The organism is Cellulomonas sp. McL0617, from assembly GCF_049994875.1.
Classification (GTDB): Bacteria; Actinomycetota; Actinomycetes; order Actinomycetales; family Cellulomonadaceae; genus Cellulomonas.
In genome coordinates, this window is sequence record NZ_CP188256.1 from 1,230,784 (window position 1) to 1,248,557 (window position 17,774).

Consider the following 17,774-nt stretch of genomic DNA (forward strand, 5'->3'; position numbering starts at 1 on the left):
CTTTCTGTTGGCGGTCGGTTGCCGACGGCCGCGGGGGTGGCCGTGAGCTGCGTGCGGACAAGGGCTCGGAGAACTACGAGAAGTCGTACCAACGGCCGACGACGAGCCTGCCGAGCAGCCCGAAGACGACGAACACGGTGACGCCGAGCAGCGACGCGACGATGATCGCGGCGTAGAGGTCGGGCCCCTGGAGGCGGTTGGCGTACAGCTGGATGAGCACGCCGAGGCCCGGGTTGCCGCGCTGGAAGAACTGGTCGCCGACGACCGCGCCGACCACGGCGAGTCCCGCGGAGGTGCGCAGGCCGACGAAGATCGAGGGCAGCGCCGCGGGGAACTGCAGCTTCAGGAGCATCGTCGAGCGGCTGACGCCCTGGAGCTGGAACAGCTCGCGCTGCTGCTTGGCCACGGACTGCAGGCCGAACAGGGTCATGGCGACGAGCGGGAACAGGGCGATGAGGACCGTGACGATGACGCGGGCCTGGAAGTTGTAGCCGAACAGGATCCCGATCAGGGGGACCAGGGCGAGGATCGGGATGCACTGCAGGACCACCGCGTACGGGAACAGCGAGCGCTCGATCCAGGTGGCCTGCGCCATGAGCACGGCCCACGTCACGCCGAGCACGATGGCGATGGCGAGGCCCGTCATGGCGACCTCGGTGCTGTGCAGCAGGGCCGTCATGAGGATCTGGAGCTCGCCGTCCGAGAAGATGGCCTGGACCACCTGGTGCGGGTACGGCACGAAGTACGGCAGGCCGCGCTGGGCGTAGTAGTACGCGAGGGCGTACCAGAGCCCGATCATCAGGAAGAAGACGACGATCGGCCCGAGCCAGGAGATCGTCGAGCGCTTGCGGCGACGGGCGGCGACGGGGGTGACGGTACGTGCCTCGGCGGTGACGCCCTCGATCGTGGTGGTGGCCATCAGCTGTGCGCCTCCTTCAGGGCGTGCGAGACCTGGCCGACGACCTCGGTGAACTCCGGGGAGTACCGGATGTCGGGGTCCCGGGGCATCGGGAACGGGATGTCGAAGGACTGGACGAGGCGACCGGGCCGGCCCGACATCACGACGACCTTGGTGGACAGGTAGACCGCCTCGGCGACCGAGTGCGTGATGAACAGGCCGGCGAAGTGCTGCTCGGCGAACAGCTTGAGCAGCTCGTCCTGCAGCCGGCCGCGGGTGATCTCGTCGAGCGCACCGAACGGCTCGTCGAACAGGAAGAGCTCCGGGTCGAGGGTGAACGAGCGGGCGAGCGAGGCGCGCATCTTCATGCCGCCGGACAGCTGCTTGGGCAGGTGCTTCTCGAAGCCGTCGAGGCCGACGAGCTTGATGGCCTCGCGGGCCTTCTCGCGACGGATCTTCGGTCCGCGGCCCCGCAGCTCGGCCAGCAGCTCGACGTTGCCGAGCACGTTCCGCCACGGCAGCAGGGTGGCGTCCTGGAACACGTAGGCGATGTGGTCGGTGGCCAGCGTGACCTTGCCGGCACTGGCGGTCTCCAGGCCCGAGGCGATCCGCAGCAGCGTGGACTTGCCGCAACCCGAGGGCCCGACGACCGAGACGAACTCGCCGCGGCCGACCGTGAGGTCCACCCCGGAGAGCGCGACCGTGCCGCCGGGGAACGTCATCGCGACGTCCTCGAACCCGAGCAGGGGCATCGCCTCGGTGGGCGGCTTGGCCAGGGTGGTGGTGGGTGTCGTCGTGGACACGGTCACCTCGCTTCGGGGTAGGTGGGCAGGAGCGCCGGGGCGGCGACCTGGCTGTGCGTCTCGCTGGCGGCGACGAGCCGGCCGGCGTGGATCACGTAGCGGTCCAGGGAGGCGGTGGCGACGACGTCGACGAGGTCGGTGCCGCGCACGGCGAGCAGCTCGGCCCGTTCCCCGGGTGCGATCCCGCCGGACGACAGGCCCATGACGTCGCGAGCCCCGGTGCTGACCGCGGTGTACGCCTCGTCGACGGACAGGTGACCGGCGACGACCAGCAGCATCGCCGTCTCGAGCGCGTCGCTGCGGCCCAGCGGGTTGAACGGGTCGCGCACGTTGTCGGCGCCGGCCGCGAACCGCACCCCGGCGTCGACCAGCGCCCGGACGGCGGTCAGCCCGCGTGGCGTCGCGACGTCGGACCCCCAGCCCTGCAGGTACAGGTTGGTGATCGGGTTGGCGATGACCCCGATGCCCGCGGCGAGCACGTCCGCGATGACCTCGTCGCGACGCGGACCCTCGAGCGTGCCCAGGCGGACGCAGTGCCCGGCGCTGACCGGCGACTCCCAGCCCACGACCGCCCGCGCGAGCACGTCGAGCGTGACGTCGCAGTCGAGGCTCTCGTCGGTGTGGACGTCCACGCCGACCCCGGCCAGCCGCGCGATCTCGAGCAGCCGTGCCAGCTCGGTCAGCGCGTCCGGGGCGAGGTGGGGTGCACCGCCGACGAGGTCGACGCCCGCGGCGAGCGCCGACTCGTGGTCCTCGGTCGGGGTCAGGTACCCGCCGAGCGTCACCAGCTGGAGGTCGAGCAGGCACCGCAGCTCCTCGCGCACCCGGATCAGCGCGTGCACGCCGCGCAGCGGGTCGGGTCCGGGCAGCAGGTCGACGTGGGTGCGGATGGCGGTGGTGCCGTGGGCGAGCATGGTCAGCGCCTGCGTGCGGGCCCGGTCGGCGATCTCGTCGACCGTCATCTGGTGGGAGTAGGCATGCCACGACTCGATCGCGAGCCGGAGGTCGCCCATCGGCGGCCGGATCGCATCCCAGGACAGCGCCTTGTCGAGGTGCGCGTGCGGGTCGGCTGGGGCGGGCAGCAGCAGGAAGCCGTCCAGCTCGAGGGCGGTCTCCGGGTTTCCGGGGCCGAGCGTGTCGGCCGGGACGACCGACTCGATGCGGCCGCCGCTCAGCTGGACGTCGACCACCGTGCCGTCCGCGAGGCGCGCGTGCAGCAGCCTCTCCAGGGTGCGGGGCAGACCCGGTGACAGAACGGTGATCGCGGACCTCCAGGTGGGGAGCGCATGGCTCACCCGGGGCGGGTGCGCCATCGCGGGGTCTATATCTACTGCTGGGTACGCACGCTAGGCAGCCGCCGTTTCTCGTGTGTAACGAGAGTGGTCCTTCCACGTCACGGTGTTTGCGTTGCTGTTAACACGAGCCTCGTACGGTGGCCGGAACGAGATGTGGAGGCCCATGTGAGCGTGTTCAGCGACATCCAGCGACCGGTCGTGGTGCAGGCGAGGACGGTCGTAGCCGACGGTGTCCTCGCCCTGGACCTGGCGCCCACCAACGGCCGACCGCTGCCGCCCTGGACGCCCGGTTCGCACATCGACCTGCTGCTGCCGGGTGGCGCCGAACGGCAGTACTCCCTGTGCGGGGATCCCGCGGACCGGTCCACCTACCGCGTGGCCGTGCTGCGCGAGCCGGCCGGCCGGGGCGGCTCGGCCTACGTGCACGACCGGCTCGCCGTGGGGGACACGCTCCGGCTGCGCGGGCCGCGCAACCACTTCGCGTTCGAGCCCGTCGGCGACGAGCCGACCGTGTTCGTCGCCGGCGGCATCGGGATCACGCCGCTCCTGGCGATGCTCGCCGCCGCCGACGCGGCCGGCACCAGCTGGTCCCTGCACTACGCCGGACGATCGCGCGCGACCATGGCCTTTCTCGACGAGCTCGTCGAGGCTCACGCCGAGCGCGTCCACGTCTACGCGGGCGACGAGGGGCGCCGGCTCTCCGTCGCGTCGCTCGCCCAGGGCGGCGAGGCGGGCCGGGTCGTGTGCTGCGGTCCGCGGCGGCTGATCGAGGCCGTCGACGCGATCGACGCCCCGGGCTGGACCGTGCACGCCGAGCGGTTCGAGGCCCGAGAGTTCGGACCGCCCGTGTGGTCGGAGCCGTTCGAGATCGAGCTGGCCCTCAGCGGTTCCGTGCTCACCGTGCCGCCCGGCGAGAGCATCTTGGACGTGGTCGAGGGCAGCGGGGCGGTCGTCGTGTCGTCGTGCCGGGTGGGCACCTGCGGCAGCTGCGAGACGCCCGTCCTGCAGGGAGCCGTCGAGCATCGCGACTCGGTCATCGGACCCGGCGGGGCGAGCCAGACGATGATGATCTGCGTCTCGCGGGCCGCGGGGCCGACCCTGGTGCTCGAGCTGTGACGGGTCTACCGGCCGACGCGCCGCCGCAGGTCGGCCACGACGGTCTCCTCGTCGGCGGTCTGCAGCACATGGTCGCGGACCACCACGCGTCCGCCGACGACGACGTGCCGCGGCCGTCGCCCGGGACTCGCCCAGAGCAGACCGGCGACCGGGTCGGCGACGCCCGCGTCGGCCACCCCGGACACGTCCCACACGCACAGGTCCGCGGCCGCTCCTGTCCTCAGGTGGCCCAGCTCGGGCCGGCCCAGGCCCGCCGCCGACCCCGCGGTGGCCGTGGCGAGCACCTCGCGCGCGGTCAGCGGCCGTCCCGCGAGCGGGGCGACCTGCATCGCGAGGCGCGCGTCGGCGAGCAGGTGACCGGCGTCGTTGCTGCCGCCCCCGCTGGTGCCCAGCCCGGTGCGGACGCCGGCGTCCAGCAAGGCCGCGACCGGCGCGATGCCCCAGCCCATCGGCAGGTCGCAGCCGGGCGCGTGGGTCGCCGTGACGCCCGACGCGGCGAGGCGTGCGATCTCGGTCGGCGTGATGTCGCACAGGTGCGCGAGCGTGACGTCCGGGGCGAGCCAGCCCCACTCGTCGAGCAGGTCCAGCGGACGCCGGCCGTAGCGCTCCAGCGCGATCGCGACGTCGACCTGCTCGTTCGCCTGGGTGCGCCGGCGCAGGCCGAACCGCTGCGCCACCTCGCCGAGCAGCCGGAACGTCTCGGGCCCGTCGCTGTGCACCCCGGCCGGTCCGACGGCGAGCTGGAGCATGTCGCCGCGCGGCAAGGACTCCGCGAGCAACGTGGCGGACAGCGCGGCCGCCTCCGGGTCGTCGCGCGCCGTGCCGCGCACGAAGACCAGCCGGGCGCCGAGGCGTTCGGCGGCGGCGACCGTGCCGCGGGCGACGTCGAGCGAGCGGTCCGGGTCGGCGGGCCAGGTGAGGTGGTGGTCGGCGACGGTGGTCACCCCGCTCAGCAGCGCCTCGGCCAAGCCAGCCGCCGCGGCGACGTGGCTCAACGACCCGTCGACGCCGACCTCGGCGTAGGCCGCGGCCATCGTCGGCAACCAGGTGGTCATGGGGACGCCGCGGGTGCCCGGCAGGGTGCGGAACGCGGTCTGCAGCAGGTGGTGGTGCGCGTTCACCAGGCCGGGTGTGACCACGCAGCCGTCGACGTCGAGCCGCTCGGCGTCGGGCCCGGGCGCGCCGGACACCCGGCCGTCGACGACGTGCAGGTCACCGGTCGTCTCGGTGTGCTCGTCGATCACGATGGCGCGGGCGCCGGTCAGTGTCAGCATGGAGCACTTGCTAGCACCCGGTTGTGTCGGGGAGGTGACACGGATGCTCGAGATCGCTGATCGGCTGCTCGCCCTGCTCACCGACGGCCGCCGGGTCGCGGTCGCCACCGTCATCTCGATGACCGGGAGCGGACCGACCGTCGTCGGCACGTCGATGGCGGTCGACGACACCGGCGCGGCCGTCGGGAGCGTCGCCGGGGGATGCGTCGAGGGTGCCCTGTACGAGCTGTGCACCTCGGTCCTGGCGGGGGCGGCGCCCGGCATCCAGGAGTACGGCGTCACCGACGAGGACGCCTTCGCGGTGGGTCTGACCTGCGGTGGGGTGCTGCGGGTCCACGCGCGCGAGCTGGGTCCGGCCGACCTCCCACCGCTCGCGGCCGCGGCCGGCGGCCAGGCTTCGGTGGTGGTCACGCCCCTGTTCGGCACCCTGCCGGCCGGGCGGGTGCCCGACGCGCGCACCGGCATCGTGCGGTTCGAGGGGCCGGACGGCGGGATCGAGGTGTTCGTCGAGGTCGCCGCCGCCCCCGCGCGCATGGTGATCTACGGCGCGCTCGAGTTCTCCTCCGCGCTCGCGACCGCCGCACGGGCCGTCGGGTACCGCGTCACTGTGTGCGATGCGGGCGCCGTCCTCGCGACGCCCCGTCGCCACCCGGGGGCCGACGAGGTCGTCGTCGACTGGCCCGTGCGTCATCTGGCCTCGCAGCAGCTCGGCGCCCGCGACGTCGTGGCCGTGATGTCCCACGACGACCGCTACGACGCCGAGCTGGTCCTGGGCGCGCTGCGGTCGGGGGCCGGCTACGTCGGCGCGATGGGTTCGCGCCGCACCCAGGACCGCCGGACCGTCGCCCTGGTCGAGCTCGGCGCGACGAGCGACGAGCTGGTCCGTCTGCACGCCCCGATCGGACTGGACGTCGGCGCCTCGACCCCGGCCGAGACGGCCGTCTCGGTGCTCGCGGAGGTCCTGGCGTCCCGCGCGGGCGCGTCGGGCCTGCCGCTGCGTCGCACGGTCGGCCCGATCCACCGCCCGGCCGCGGATCGCGCTCCGCAGCGTCGCTAGCGTCAGCGCGGGTCGGCCAGGCGCCAGAGGCGGTCGGGCGTCATCGGGAGCTCGTACGGACGCACACCGAGGGCGTCCCGGATCGCGTTGGCGAGGGCCGGCGCGACCGGGTTGTACGGCGCCTCGCTCATCGACTTGGCGCCGAGCGGGCCGAGGTCGTCGGTGGTCTGCGCGAACAGGACGTCGGTGCGCGGCAGGTCGACCACCTGCGGCACGTGGTAGGCGCGGAACGAGGCGGTGGTGACCCGGCCCTCGTCGTCGAGCCGGATCTCCTCGAACAGGGCCGTACCGATGGCCTGACCCACCCCGCCCTCGACCTGCCCGCGCAGCTGCTCGGGGTGCAGCACGGTCCCGGCGTCGACGGCCTGGACCGACCGCACGATGGTGACCTCACCCGTCTGCACACAGACGGCCACCCGGAACGCGTGCACGTTGAACGCCACCGAGCGCGGGGTGCCGTCGTGGTTCCCGTGCCCGGCCAGCCCGGGGACGGCGGCGGCGATCTCGGTGAGCGGGACGCCGTCGGCGGCGGTCTCCGACACGACCGAGCCGTCCCACGAGCGGGGCTCGTCCGACGGGTGCTCTCGGAGGGCGGCGGCCGCGGCGAGGATCTTGCCCCGGAGCTGGAGCGCGGCGCGGTGCAGGGCGAGCCCCGCGACGACCGTCCCGGCGGACGCGAACGCGCCGGTGTCGTACCCGGTCACGTCGGTGTCGGACTGCCTGATCACCACGCGGTCGACCGTCGTCCCGAGCGCCTGCGCCACCAGCTGCCCGTGCACGGTCGTGGTCCCGTTGCCGAACTCCGTGGTACCGACGCGCGCCTCGTACCGGCCGTCGTCGAGCAGCGTCACGGACGCCTCGGCGTAGTGCCCGCGCGGCGCGATGGTCGCGATCATGGCGATCGCCATGCCCTCACCGACGACCGAGCCGGGCGGGGCCTCGGCGTCGGCGGACCGGTCCGCCAGCGCGGCCTGCGCCAGGTCCAGGCACTGGTCCAGCCCGTAGGAGTGCATGTCGAGGTCGTCCACCTCGTCGGGGTCCGTGATGAGCAGGTGGTCCCCGGGCACGACGACGTTGCGGCGGCGGAGCTCGAACGGGTCGAGGCCGACCCTGCGCGCCAGCTCGTCCATGGCCGACTCGATGGCGAACTGCACCTGCCCGAGCCCGTACCCGCGGAAGGCGCCCGACGGCATCGTGTGCGTGTAGACCGACTCGGCGTCGACGCGCTTGTTGGCGCAGCGGTACACCGAGATCGACTCGCTCACGCCGTGGAACATGACGCCCGGCCCGTGGTTGCCGTACGCGCCGGTGTTGGCCAGCACGTCGACCTTCAGGGCGGTGAGCAGGCCGTCCGCGTCGCAGCCGACGTCGACCTTGACCCGGAAGGGGTGCCGACTGGGCACGATCGTGAACTCGTCTTCACGCGACATCTCGTACTGCACGGCGCGCCCCGTCCGCAGCACGGCGAGCGCGACGAGGTCCTCGGTGAGCAGCTCCTGCTTGCCCCCGAATCCGCCGCCCACGCGCCCGGTCAGCACCCGCACCCGCGACTCGTCGAGGTCGAACAGGTGCGCGATCTCCTTGCGGGTCAGGTACGGCACCTGGGTGCTGGTGCGCAGGACGAGCCGGCCGCCCTCGTCGAGCCAGCCGCGGGTCGCGTGCGTCTCGAGCGACGCGTGGGCCACCCGGCCGGTGCGCCAGGTGCCGTGCACGCGGTGCGCGGCCGCGGCCAGGCCGGCGGTCACGTCGCCCATCTCGTCATGCTTCTGGGCCACCACGTTCCGGCCGGGCTCGGAGATCCGCGACCCCGGGCCCTTGTCGCCATGGACGAGCGGGGCGCCCGGTCGGCGCGCGGCGGACGGGTCGACGACCGCCGGCAGCACCTCGTACTCGACCTCGATCAGCGCGCGTGCCCGCTCCGCCTCGCGCAGTGACCCGGCGACGACGACGGCGACCCGCTGCCCCCGGAACCGGAGCAGCCGGTCGAGGACGAGGGTGTCGTCGGGGTCGTCGAGCCGGCTCTCGTGCCGGGCCGTCGAGAACGGATGCGTGGGGGAGTCCTCGTAGGTGAGCACGGCCAGGACGCCGGGCGCGGCCAGGGCGGCCGCGGCGTGCACCGCCACGATCCGCGCGTGGGCGTGGGGGCTGCCGAGCACGGCGATGTGGGCGAGGTCCGTGGCCGGCTCGTCGAGCGTGTAGGCCTCGTTCCCGGTGACGATCCGGCGCGCCGCCGGGGCCCGCACGGAACGTCCCGCGTCCCGGCCGGCCAGCGGGTCGACGGTGTTCCGGACGCCCGCGACGGCGTCGCAGACGGACCGGTACCCCGTGCACCGGCACAGGTTCCCCTTGAGCGCGCGGGCGGTGTCCTCGGTGACCTCACCCGACAGACCGAGGCCCACAACGGTGGTCACCAGGCCTGCCGTGCAGAACCCGCACTGGAACGCGGCGGCGTCGACGAACGCCTGCTGGACCGGGTGAAGGTGCTCGACGGTCCCCAGCCCGGAGACGGTGGTGACCGACCGGCCCTCGACCCGGACAGCGGGGACGAGGCAGGAGTGCATGGGCCGGCCGTCGAGCAGCACGGTGCACGCCCCGCAGTCGCCCGCGTCGCAGCCCTTCTTGACCTCGGTGTGCCCCTGCTCGCGCAGGAGCGTGCGCAGCACCTGCCCGGGCGCGGGGTCGACGTCCAGCGGCCGGCCGTTCACCTCGAACCTCATGCGAGCTCCAGCCTGACCTGCTCGGCGAGGCGCAGCGTCTGGGCCCGACGCCAGTCGGGGGCGCCGTGAGGGTCGTCGTACCAGTCGTCGATGGTGTCGATCGCGTCGTGCAGGTTGTCGGCGGTGGGCACGGACGCGAACGCGAACCTCCGCGGACGCGGCGCGCCCCCGGTGATCGTCGCGACGAAGCCGTCCCCGGCGCGTCGGCCCACGACGATGGTCCCGGTGCGGCCGTGTCGCGTCAGCGCTGCCCGGGCAAACGTGGCGGGCGAGGCCAGCACATCGGGCGCGACGTGGATCGAGCGCAGCACGTCGCCCGGGCCCAGGGCGGTGCTGCGCACGCCGGTCACCAGCTCGAGGACGGGCAGCTCGTACGCGCCGCCGGCCGCCGTCCAGACCGTCGCCGTGGCGTCGAGCGCGACGGCCCACGTGGTCAGCGCACCGGCCGGCAGCGCGAGGCAGATGTTGCCGCCGACCGTGGCCGCGTCCCAGATCTTCTCCGACATCACGAGCGAGCGCAGGCACTCCCGGACCAGGTGCTGCGAGCGCCAGCCGGCGACCGCGGGCAGGTCTGCGAGCTGCCGGAGCGTGCACGTGGCGGCGACCGTGAGCCCGTCGGCCACCTCGACCGGCGGCCAGGCCAGGCCGGTCAGGTCCACCAGCTCCGACAGGTCCGGCTGGGGTTCGGAGAACAGCCAGGTGCCCCCGGCCAGCGGCGCGCTGCGCGGGCCGAGAACCAGGTCAGCGCGGGTGCGCGCGGTGCGGATGTGGTCCAGAGAGGTCAGGTCCATGGGGCTCCGAGTGTCGCTCAGCTCGATGACGCGGAGGTTACGCCGCTCAGGTGCTGCGGACGATCGCCTCGGCCAGCTCGGCGGGGTGACTGAGCGCCGCCAGGTGCCCGCCGGGGACGACGACCGGTTCGAGGCCGAGGCGGTCGCGAGCGACCCGGCGTTGCAGGTCGAGCGTGAAGAGGCGGTCGTCGCGGCCGGCGATCGCCGCGATCGCCGACGGCCACGTGGAGAACGTGCACGGGTCGCCGAAGGCGGCGTCCGTCTCGGGGGACGGGTGCTCGTTCATGTACGCGACGAGGGGGTCGGGGACGTCGTGGAAGAAGTACACCGCGTCGTCGAACTCGGTGGTGTAGCCCCGCTCACGGGCCGCCGCGAGCATGGCCTCGTGCGAGCCGACGTCGCCCCACCAGTCGCCGGCGGTCTCGCCCGGCCGCGGGATCATCGCGTTCACGAACACCACGCCGCGTACGGGCACCCGCTCCCAGACCAGCGGCGCGGTGAATCCGCCCATCGACTGGGCGACGAGCGTGACGTCGGTCCGGTCGCCGATCGCGGCGACGACCGTGTCGGCATAGGCGGGCAGCCCGCACGACGGATCGGCGGCCGGCAGGTCGACGGCGAAGGCGTCGTAGCCGCGCGCCCGCAGGTCAGCCTCGACGAGGTGCCAGAGCCAGCCCTGGCCGCCGGCGCCGGGCAGGAGGGCGAAGGAGGTCGTCACCCGAGCCACCGTAGGTGCCGGGCTACCACGGCGCGACGGGGAGGTGCTCGTCCCACGTCCCGCCCGGGCCGCAGCCGCCCGTGTACCCGTCGGGCATCCGCGGGTAGACGTCGAGCCAGTAGCGGTGCGCGAGCGCCTGGGCCTGGGCCGGCGTCGCGCCCAGCGCCTGCGCCATGCGCGCGTCGCGTTGCATCGCCGCGCACTCGGCCTGTGCCTCGTTCGTGATGCCGAACATGTGCATCGTCTCGTGGGTGAGCACGTGCACCGCGATCACCTGGTCCTCGCTGGGGCGCTGCTTGTCCGACGCCAGCCAGGAGCGCAGGTCGGCGCACGGGTCGTACTTGATCACCGTCCGCCGCTCGGGGACGCCGTCCCGTCCCCACCGCACGAAGCCGAGCTCGGCGCCGGCGTCCGTCCACGTCTCGCCGGCGGTCTGGCAGTGCACGTGCACGTGCTCGCCGGCGATCTGCGACGCCGCCTCCGTGAGCCGGTGCTCGAGCCGCGCGTGCAGGACCAGCGGGACGGCGCACCCCAGGGCGATGGCCACGCACAGCCCCACGCTGATCTTCGGGAACGGCGCGATCCGGCCCAACGCGTCCACCCGGGTCAGCACCCAGCGCACGGACACCACCGCCGCGAGGGCGAGGAAGCCGATCAGGACGAGGGTGAGGACCACGTAGGGTGCATCGGCGTCCGGGGTGCGGACCTTCAGCGCAGCGTGAGGCGGACGTGCAGGACGTCTCCGACGTCCGCGCCGTTGGCGGCCCGCACGGCCTTCTTGATCGGCAGCGCGTATCCGGCGTCGCCCGGGAAGATCGACGTGCGCCAGAGCACCGGCCCGATCTCCACCTCGACGGGCAGGGAGCCGAACCCGCGGGTCCCGGTCGGCCCCGCGAGGTCGAGGATCTCGTCGGAGATCTCGGCCGGGACGCTGACGAACGTCCAGGTCTCGGTGCGCGCGGCCCAGCGCCACAGGGGTGCGTCGAACGTGTAGGTCACGCGCACCAGCCTAGGGACCGGGTCACACGTCGATCGCGTCCGCGAGCTCGCCGCGCGACCGCACGCCGAGCTTCAGGTAGACGTTGCGCAGGTGGTACTCGATGGTCTTCGGGCTCAGGAACAGGGCGGCGGCGGCCTCGCGCGTGGTGCGCCCGCCCGCGAGCATCCGGGCGACCTGCAGCTCCTGCGGCGTGAGGTGGTCCAGACCGGTCGTGCTGCGGCGCTGCGCCGACTCGCCCGTGGCCCGGAGCTCGGCGGCCGCGCGGTCCGCCCACGGCATCGCGCCCAGGCGCTCGAACGTCGCCAGGGCCGAGCGCAGGAGCGGTCGGGCGTCGACCCGCCGCTTGAGGCGCCGCAGCCGGGCCCCGTAGAGCAGCTCGGTGCGGGCGGTCTCGAAGACGTCGAGGGTGTGCTCGTGGTAGGCGAGCGCCACGGAGAAACAGACGTCGACGTCGGCGTCCGGGCAGGTCAGGCCCGCGGTGCGGGCGGCCCGGGCGAGCGCCCACGGCTGACCCTTGGCCTCGGCCTGCGCCGTGAACGTACCGGCCAGGGCGCTCGCCTCGTCGGCGAGCCCCAGCTGGACCATCGCCTCGACCATCTCGGGGGCGGGCGACACGTCGACGTCGGCCAGCCCGAGGCGCGTCAGCAGCGCGTCGAGCTCGCGGTACTGCCGGAGCGCCTCCTCTGCCCGGCCGAGCCCGAGCTCGAGCTCCGCCGGGGCGGTCATCGCCCACGCCTGGAAGAAGCCGAGGCCGTGGGCACGGGTGAGCTCGAGCGCCTCGGCCGCGTGGGACCGGCAGGCGTCCGCGGATCCCCGGCGCGCCTCCACCCAGGCCAGCCCGGCGAGGCAGCCGGCCAGGTCGGTGGCCTGCCCCGCCTCGCGGGCCAGGCCGATGCCCTCGGTGTAGCCGGCGATGGCGTCGTCCCACCGGTCGGTCGTCGCGTGGTCGCGCGCGACGAAGAACAGCAGGAGCGGCAGTCCGCCGATGTCGGTGCGGCTGCGGGTGTGGGCCACCACCGCCGGGATCACGTCGCGGCCCGCGGAGCTCTCGCGCAGGTAGAGGGGGCCGACGACGAGCCACGGTGCCAGCTGGGCGTCCGTGAGGAACTGGTCGGCGTCCGCCATGGCCGCACGCAGGAGGTCGGGCCCGGCGGCGTCCCCGGCCAGGACGCCCGCCACCGCGGTGGCCATCGTCCCCAGCCACCGTCCGCGCGGCGTGCGTGGGGCGAGGCGTCCGATGCGGGCCACGACGTCCGCGCCGGTGGCGATGTCACCCGCGAACTGGGCCGCCATGATGCCGTCGGCCAGCAGTGCGACCGCCGCGTCGGGGTCGTGGTCGGCCGCCTCGATGCCCGCTGCGACGACCACGTCACGGGCGTGCTCGACCGAGCCGGTGCGCTGCGAGATCATCCCGTCCAGCGCGGCGGCGCGGATGCGCAGGTCTGCCGTCCGGGGCAGCGCGGACACCTGCGCGAGCAGGTCCGTCGCCGCGACGGGTGTGCCGGCCCGCCAGGCGCTCTCCGCGGCCGAGACCAGTCGCTGCACCCGGTCCGCCGGGTCCGGGCTGAGCCGGGCGGCACGCTCGAACCCCGCCGCCGCGACGGCGTGGGCGCCGCGGGCCCGGGCCTGGGTCGCGGCCTCGTCGAGCACCACGGCGACCTCGGCGTCCGGCGCCGCCGTCGCCTCGCCGAGGTGCCAGGCGCGCCGGTCCAGGTCGTCGACCGGGACCGCGCGGGCCAGGGCGGCGTGCACGGCCCGACGCGTCCCCGGGTCGGCCTCGGCATAGATGCCCGACCGGACCAGGTCGTGGCGGAACGTCACGCGAGCGGTCCCGACGGTGAGCAGCTGGGCTCCTGCGGCCTCGTCGAGGTCGGTGACCGAGACGCCGAGCAGCGCGCACGCCATCGTGATGGCGGTGAGGTCGCCGGCGGCGGCCGCGGCCACGAGCACGGCCGTCCGGGCCTGGGGGGACAGGGGATCGGCGCGACGGGCGAACGCCCGGGCCAGTGACGCGGGCACCGGGACCGGGGCGCCGGGCGGCAGCGCGTCGAACCCGTCGTCGGTCAGCTCCAGCAGGGCGAGCGGGTTGCCGCCGGTCGAGGCCAGCAGCCGTGCGCGGGCCGACGCCGACAGCCGTCGGCCGAGCGACCCAGCCAGTGCGGCGGCGTCGTCGTCGGCCAGCCCGGACACCTCCAGCGTGGGCAGACCCGCCGAGCCGACCACCGACGGCGCCTCGTCGCGGATGGCGAGGAGCAAGACGATCGGGTCGGCGGTGAGGCGACGGGCCGCGAAGCACAGCGCCTGCGCGGACGGCGGGTCGAGCAGGTGGGCGTCGTCGACGAGGACCGCGACGGGCCCGTCGTCGGCCACCCGGCTCAGCAGGCTGAGCACCGCGGCGCCGACCGCGAACCGCTCCCCACCCGACCCGGGCGTCAGCGCGAGTGCCGACCCGAGCGCCTCGGCCTGCGGCCCGGGCAGCGCGTCGAGGTGGTCGAGCACCGGCCGCAGCAGCTGCAGCAGACCGCCGAACGGCACCTCACGCTCGGCGTCGATCCCGGCCGCCCGCAGCACGAGCATCCCCGCGTCCGTCACGGCGGCCGCGGCGTCCTCGAGGAGGGCGCTCTTGCCGATCCCGGCCTCGCCTCGCAGGACGAGGGTGCCGCTCTCGCCCACGCGCGCGGCAGCCACCAGCGTCGCGATGACCTGGCGCTCGCGCTCGCGGCCGACCAGCACGTGCCGAGTCTAGGGAGCGGACCAGGGGGGTCACCTGATGCGACCAGGGGTCGGGGCCGACGAGGGTCGAACACGACATATCCGACAGAAGGAGCGCACGACCATGACCGAGACCCTGCCCCAGCGCACCATCGACCCCGACAAGCTCATGTCGTTCGTCTTCCGAGCGGTCGACGAGGTGGGCGCGACCCTGAACACGGCGCTCGTCGTGATGGGCGACAAGCTGGGCTACTACACGGCGATGGCCGACGGTCGGCCGGTCACGCCGGCCGAGCTGGCCGAGCAGACGTCGACCGGTGAGCCGTACGCCCGCGAGTGGCTGAACAACCAGGCGGCGGGCGGCTACGTCGAGTACGACACCCAGACCCACCGCTACACGCTGCCCGCCGAGCACGCGGTCGCGCTCGCCGACCCCACCAGTGCGGCCTACCTGGCGGGTTTCTTCCAGATCGCCCTCGGTACCGTCCGGGACGCTCCCGACATCTACGCGGCCGCTCGTGACGGCGCCGGGGTCGGCTGGCACGAGCACAACACGGACGTGCACCACGGCACCGAGCGGTTCTTCCGGACGATGTACAACGGCCACCTGCTGACCGAGTGGATCCCGGCGCTCGAGGGCGTGTCGGCCAAGCTGTCCGCGGGCGGCCGGGTGGCCGACGTCGGCTGCGGGCACGGCGCGTCGACGATCCTGCTGGCCCAGGCGTTCCCCACCGCGACGTTCGTCGGCTCGGACTACCACGCGGAGTCGATCGAGATCGCGCGCGAGCGGGCCCGGGCGGCAGGCGTCCAGGACCGGGTGACCTTCGAGGTCGCGCCGGCCACCGGGTTCACCGGGACCGGCTACGACCTGATCGCGACGTTCGATGCCCTGCACGACATGGGCGACCCGGTGGGCGCCGCTCGGAAGGTGAAGGGCGCTCTCGCGGACGACGGCACCTGGATGGTCGTCGAGCCGATGGCCGGCGACCGCGTCGAGGACAACCTGAACACGGTCGGCCGGGCGTTCTACGGCTTCTCCACCCTGCTGTGCACGCCCGCGTCGCTGAGCCAGGACGTCGGGCTCGCGCTCGGCACGCAGGCCGGACCGGCCAAGATCCGCGACGTGTCCACGGCCGCGGGGTTCAGCCGCTTCCGGACCGCTGCGACGACCCCGTTCAACAACGTGTTCGAGATCCGCCCGTGACGACGGACCTCCGGCAGGCGGACACTGCTCGGGTGCACACGCACCCGAGCAGGGCTGTCGATCGGGACTGGACCACGAGCTCCGTCGGGACGACCGTGCGCGACGGCGTGGAGCTGGCCTACGAGGTCTACGACGCCGTCCCCGGTGCCCCGACGGTGATGCTCGTTCCCACGTGGGCGATCGTCCCGTCCCGGTTCTGGAAGGCGCAGATCGGCTTCCTGGCGCGGCACTACCGCGTCGTGACGTTCGACGGGCGGGGCAGCGGCCTCTCGGGCCGGCCCGTCGGGGCCGCGGCCTACACGGACGGGGAGTACGCGGCGGACATCGTGGCGGTGCTCGACGCGACCGCCACCGAGCGGGCCGTGCTGGTCACCGAGTCGTGCGGGGCGTCGTGGGCGGTCCACGTCGCGGCCAAGCAGCCGTCCCGCGTCACGGGCCTGCTCGCGATCGCCCCGTCGTGCGGCCTCGACGTCGCGACGCCGGGTCGCGACGAGGTCCCGTTCGACGAGCCCCTGGACACCACCCGCGGCTGGGCCAAGTACAACAAGCACTACTGGCTCGGGGGCGGGTACGACGACTTCCTGGAGTTCTTCTTCGGGCGCATGTTCCCCGAGCCGCACTCGACCAAGCAGATCGAGGACTGCATCCGCTGGGCCCACGAGCTGACCCCGCAGACGCTCGCTGACAGCACGTCCGGACGGCTCGGCTGCGATGGCGCCGTGTGCGAACCGCTCGTCCCGTTGGCCCGCCAGGTGACCTGCCCGGTCCTCGTGGTGCACGGCACCGACGACCGGATCCGCCCGCAGGAGTTCGGCGAGCGGCTGGCCGAGCTGACGGGCGGGGACCTCGTGCTGCTGCAGGACGCGGGCCACGGCGCGTCGGCGCGCGACGCGGTCAAGGTCAACCACCTGATCGCGCAGTTCGTCGATCGGGTGCACCCGAGCCCTCCCCGGACGAGCTGGCGCCGGGCGGCGGCACGCCCGAAGCGGGCGCTCTACCTCTCGTCGCCGATCGGCCTGGGTCATGCCCAGCGCGACGTCGCGATCGCGGCCGAGCTGCGCGCCCGACGCCCTGACCTGCAGATCGACTGGCTCGCGCAGCACCCGGTCACGCGGGTCCTGGCCCAGCACGGCGAGCGGGTGCACCCCGCGTCCGCCTGGCTGCGCAACGAGTCCGGCCACATCGAGCACGAGGCCGGCGAGCACGACCTGCACGCGTTCCAGGCGCTGCGCCGGATGGACGAGATCCTCGTGCACAACTTCATGGTGTTCGACGAGGTCGTCGCGGACGGCGACTACGACCTCGTGATCGGCGACGAGGCCTGGGACGTCGACTACTTCCTGCACGAGAACCCCGAGCTCAAGCGGTTCGCGTTCGCGTGGATGACCGACTTCGTCGGCTGGCTGCCCATGCCCGACGGCGGTCCGCGCGAGGCGGCGCTCACGGCCGACTACAACGCGGAGATGATCGAGCAGCGTGCCCGCTTCGCGCGCGTCCGCGACCGCTCGGTGTTCGTCGGCGACCCGGACGACGTCGTCGAGGGCGACTTCGGCCCGGGGCTGCCCAGCATCCGCACCTGGACCGAGGCCAACTTCGACTTCTCCGGCTACGTCACGGGCTTCGACCCGGCAGCGCTCGGGGATGTCGAGCGGATCCGGTCGTCGATGGGAGTCCGGCCGGGCGAGAAGCTCTGCCTCGTCACCGTCGGGGGTTCGGGGGTGGGCAGCTCGCTCCTGCGCCGGGTGATGGACGCCGTGCCGCTGGTCCGCGAGCTCGCTCCCGAGATCCGGTTCGCGTTCGTCACCGGCCCGCGGATCGACCCCGAGTCGCTGCCCGCCTACGACGGGTCGACGGTCCTCGGGTACGTGCCCGACCTGTTCCGCCACCTCGCGGCCTGCGACGTCGCCGTCGTCCAGGGCGGCCTGACGACGACGATGGAGCTGACCGCGCTCAACAAGCCGTTCGTCTACGTCCCGCTGCGGCACCACTTCGAGCAGAACCTGCACGTCCGGGCGCGACTGGACCGCTACGAGGCCGGCCGCCACCTGGCCTACGAGGACGCCCTCGACCCGGGTGCGCTCGCGGAGGCGATCGTCAAGGAGGCCGGCCGCGACGTGCGCTACCGCCCGGTCGCCACCGACGGTGCCGCCCATGCGGCGGCGATGCTCGCCGGTCTGGTCTAGCGTCCG

At 73.9% G+C, this 17,774-nt stretch carries 14 protein-coding genes; 4 read left to right on the forward strand and 10 right to left on the reverse strand.

The genetic code is table 11. The features are described from left to right. Nucleotides 1-73 precede the first annotated feature (73 nt). Genes ACPPVS_RS05495 through ACPPVS_RS05505 form a run of 3 tightly spaced genes read right to left on the reverse strand, consistent with a single transcriptional unit; the run spans nucleotide 74 to nucleotide 3,014 of the window. On the reverse strand, nucleotides 74-919 hold the full coding sequence (locus ACPPVS_RS05495; RefSeq protein WP_426595025.1) for an ABC transporter permease: 846 nt from the start codon (nucleotides 917-919) through the stop codon (nucleotides 74-76). Then, complete coding sequence (locus tag ACPPVS_RS05500; RefSeq protein ID WP_426595026.1) at nucleotides 919-1,701, reverse strand: ABC transporter ATP-binding protein; 783 nt, start codon at nucleotides 1,699-1,701, stop codon at nucleotides 919-921. The genes ACPPVS_RS05495 and ACPPVS_RS05500 overlap by 1 nt, the downstream gene beginning before the upstream one ends. Before the next feature lie 2 nt (nucleotides 1,702-1,703). Beyond that, nucleotides 1,704-3,014: an amidohydrolase family protein gene (locus ACPPVS_RS05505; protein ID WP_426595027.1), complete on the reverse strand. Its 1,311-nt coding sequence runs from the start codon at nucleotides 3,012-3,014 to the stop codon at nucleotides 1,704-1,706. Nucleotides 3,015-3,161: 147 nt separating this feature from the next. On the opposite strand from ACPPVS_RS05505, the gene ACPPVS_RS05510 reads away from it, so the two are divergent. Then, nucleotides 3,162-4,112 (forward strand): PDR/VanB family oxidoreductase, encoded by a 951-nt coding sequence (locus ACPPVS_RS05510; protein ID WP_426595028.1) that lies wholly within the window; start codon nucleotides 3,162-3,164, stop codon nucleotides 4,110-4,112. A 5-nt stretch (nucleotides 4,113-4,117) separates the two neighbouring features. Here the strand turns inward: ACPPVS_RS05510 and ACPPVS_RS05515 are convergent, their stop codons facing one another. Next, complete coding sequence (locus tag ACPPVS_RS05515; RefSeq protein ID WP_426595029.1) at nucleotides 4,118-5,386, reverse strand: amidohydrolase family protein; 1,269 nt, start codon at nucleotides 5,384-5,386, stop codon at nucleotides 4,118-4,120. Between the two features lie 43 nt (nucleotides 5,387-5,429). Between ACPPVS_RS05515 and ACPPVS_RS05520 the strand changes: the two genes are divergently transcribed. After that, on the forward strand, nucleotides 5,430-6,443 hold the full coding sequence (locus tag ACPPVS_RS05520) for an XdhC family protein (protein WP_426595030.1): 1,014 nt from the start codon (nucleotides 5,430-5,432) through the stop codon (nucleotides 6,441-6,443). 2 nt (nucleotides 6,444-6,445) lie between these two features. Here ACPPVS_RS05520 and ACPPVS_RS05525 read toward each other — a convergent pair whose 3' ends face one another. From ACPPVS_RS05525 to ACPPVS_RS05550, 6 genes are read right to left on the reverse strand one after another with little or no spacing between them, the layout of a single operon-like run. After that, a complete protein-coding gene (locus ACPPVS_RS05525) occupies nucleotides 6,446-9,160 on the reverse strand; it encodes a molybdopterin-dependent oxidoreductase (protein WP_426595031.1) in 2,715 nt (904 codons plus the stop codon). Then, a complete protein-coding gene (locus ACPPVS_RS05530; protein WP_426595032.1) occupies nucleotides 9,157-9,951 on the reverse strand; it encodes an FAD binding domain-containing protein in 795 nt (264 codons plus the stop codon). The genes ACPPVS_RS05525 and ACPPVS_RS05530 overlap by 4 nt, the downstream gene beginning before the upstream one ends. 46 nt (nucleotides 9,952-9,997) lie before the next feature. Continuing rightward, on the reverse strand, nucleotides 9,998-10,669 hold the full coding sequence (locus ACPPVS_RS05535) for an alpha/beta fold hydrolase (RefSeq protein ID WP_426595033.1): 672 nt from the start codon (nucleotides 10,667-10,669) through the stop codon (nucleotides 9,998-10,000). A gap of 22 nt (nucleotides 10,670-10,691) precedes the next feature. Next, a complete protein-coding gene (locus tag ACPPVS_RS05540) occupies nucleotides 10,692-11,345 on the reverse strand; it encodes a hypothetical protein (RefSeq protein ID WP_426595034.1) in 654 nt (217 codons plus the stop codon). A gap of 32 nt (nucleotides 11,346-11,377) precedes the next feature. Further along, nucleotides 11,378-11,668 (reverse strand): DUF1905 domain-containing protein, encoded by a 291-nt coding sequence (locus ACPPVS_RS05545; RefSeq protein ID WP_426595035.1) that lies wholly within the window; start codon nucleotides 11,666-11,668, stop codon nucleotides 11,378-11,380. A gap of 22 nt (nucleotides 11,669-11,690) precedes the next feature. Then, entirely contained in the window at nucleotides 11,691-14,402 is a 2,712-nt protein-coding gene (locus ACPPVS_RS05550; protein ID WP_426595036.1) for a helix-turn-helix transcriptional regulator, read from the reverse strand. Between the two features lie 103 nt (nucleotides 14,403-14,505). On the opposite strand from ACPPVS_RS05550, the gene ACPPVS_RS05555 reads away from it, so the two are divergent. Continuing rightward, nucleotides 14,506-15,585, forward strand: a complete 1,080-nt coding sequence (locus tag ACPPVS_RS05555; RefSeq protein ID WP_426595037.1) for a class I SAM-dependent methyltransferase — start codon at nucleotides 14,506-14,508, stop codon at nucleotides 15,583-15,585. After that, nucleotides 15,582-17,768, forward strand: a complete 2,187-nt coding sequence (locus ACPPVS_RS05560) for an alpha/beta fold hydrolase (protein ID WP_426595038.1) — start codon at nucleotides 15,582-15,584, stop codon at nucleotides 17,766-17,768. Before ACPPVS_RS05555 ends, ACPPVS_RS05560 begins: the two co-directional genes overlap by 4 nt. The last annotated feature ends 6 nt before the right edge of the window (nucleotides 17,769-17,774 follow it).